The organism is Cupriavidus phytohabitans (assembly GCF_000426345.1).
Classification (GTDB): domain Bacteria; phylum Pseudomonadota; class Gammaproteobacteria; order Burkholderiales; family Burkholderiaceae; genus Cupriavidus.
Genome location: NZ_AUFE01000211.1, coordinates 1 through 1993, shown reverse-complemented (window position 1 = coordinate 1993; position 1993 = coordinate 1). Strand labels below are relative to the sequence as shown.

General features: G+C 56.5%; 1 protein-coding gene. It reads right to left on the bottom strand.

Annotation, left to right across the window (positions count from 1 at the left end; all coding sequences use genetic code 11):
• Window positions 1–191: 191 nt before the first annotated feature.
• Window positions 192–1604 (bottom strand): extracellular catalytic domain type 1 short-chain-length polyhydroxyalkanoate depolymerase, encoded by a 1413-nt coding sequence (locus K309_RS0134725; protein ID WP_232232655.1) that lies wholly within the window; start codon window positions 1602–1604, stop codon window positions 192–194.
• Window positions 1605–1993: the final 389 nt, after the last annotated feature.

Genomic DNA, 1993 nt, shown 5'->3' with positions numbered 1-1993 from the left:
GCTGAGGCAAACTACTACCGGCAACTCAGCTACACCGCTGCCGCGCCGGCATCAACTTAAACCAAACAGCCTCCTCGATACCCGGGGCGATTCAAGCTTCCAATGCAGCTGGGGTCGCCTCCCGAACGGCGCGTACATAGCTTCAAGCATGCTCTGACAGATTGCCTCCCCAACTCGAATCGAGCCGTTGCTTATGGGCAATTGCCAATCACATAGTATCCGGCGGCTGTCTCAGCCAGAGTGTTGATATAGAAAAGATTATTCAATCCCATGCTTTGGTTTGAGCCATTCGCGTAAGCAAACCCGCCGACATCGTGTGCCCGACCGGCTTGCACGTGCGCATAGTTTGTGCCGGTGGTCACCGTACAAGTAAAACTGGTCTTTGTTGTTGCCGAGATAGCAGCAGATTGCTGGCTTTCCCCTGCTGTGCCGTCGATCGCCGTCACAGTGTAGCGGTACGTAGTACCCGCTATCAGGTCCGAATCGGTGTGGCTCGTCGACGTGCTTGAGCCCACCTTCGTGCCATTGCGGTAAAGGTTGTAGCTGTTGGCGTTTGTCACGGCATTCCACGACAGCGATATTGTGTTGAGGGTCGTCCCGGCGACCGCCAGCCCAGTCGGCGCCGAACCCGCCTGTCCAGACCCGCTCCCGGCACGCAGATTGTTCTTAACCCAGAAGTCCATCACGAAGTCAGGGTAGTTGATATGCGTGGCATCGACATAGTTGGTATTGTTGCCGCCAGTTCCAGCGGGCCATGCGTGTGCCATGCCGGCGACCGATATTTCGTGGGTGCGCACTTTGCCATTGCTATCGATATAAGGGGTGTTTGTGCCGCCCCCTGCTATCGATACCTTAGATCCCTGGGTGAAGCTGCCGCCGTAGAGCTGGCGGAAGGCCGAGGCTGCAATCGGGCCATATGCCGGCGCCACCGTGTAGTCCGAGGTTCCCCATACGGCGCCGGCAATCTGGCTGGAGAACTTACCGACGTTGGATCCGGCCCATTGCTTACATTTATTGCCTGCCGTCGTCGCGGTATAGCCACCAGGTACGAAGCCGATCTGGGCCGTCGTGGTTCCCGGCGTCGGACCGGCATTGATGCCAACGCCGGCAAAAATGTCCGGAGCGATGCAGCCGAGGACCATGCTCATGCCGCCTCCAGAGGATAGGCCTGCCACGTATACCTGGTTGGGATCGATCGCATACTGGGCATTGGTAACAAAGCGGTTGACCAGATCCAGCAGTACGCCCACGTGTCCAGCGGTTCGGCTTGGCGACGCATTCGCATAGTCCCAGCAATGCTTGAAGTACACGTTGCCGCTTGCGTTAGGCGCAAGAACGACAGCGCCGTATTGATCGCCAATCGATTTCCAGTTGAAACCGCTCCCACTAGCATTATTGATCACGTCGCCGGAGGCAGTCTGCAAGCATCCGTGTAGCACTAGAACTAGAGCTCGCTTGCCATTGGGCGTGGAAGGCTGGCTCGCCGGCCAATAGAAATAGCCGGTCAGGTTTCCACCATTGACGGCATCCGATGCCCACGTCTGCTCGCTACTCCACGTTCCGGGACCCGCCGTCGCTGCATGCAGCGAAAACGCTCCCAGCATCGTCGCAAGCGTGAGTAACCCGGTCGCGAAGTATCGCCAACGCTGTCTCAGCATAGAGTCTCCTTTTTTCTGATTTCTTCGAGTCACGGCAATGCCCTGACCCAAGGCGTCTGCAACAAGCCGGTTCGCACTTTAACGACAACTGCTTAGTTTATGACAGACCGGCGCATTCAAGAGAAGCCAGCCAGTCACTTGGGCAAGGCCGCCACTTCTTTCGCGTCGTCTTTAACATGATATATGATTCATGTTTCATACTATGAAGCGCATCGAAACAAAGTCAACCACTCGTTTACACTTAGTTCAATGGTCCGCAGCCCCGACCGACGATGGACACCAGAGCGTGAATCGCACCCACCATTGAATCAGACGACATCCATGGCGGAGTAATC

Bases quoted from the DNA above. Each gene is read 5' to 3' on its own strand.
- K309_RS0134725 (WP_232232655.1), bottom strand. From the start codon at position 1,604: ATGCTGGGAGCGTTTTCGCTGCATGCAGCGACGGCGGGTCCCGGAACG.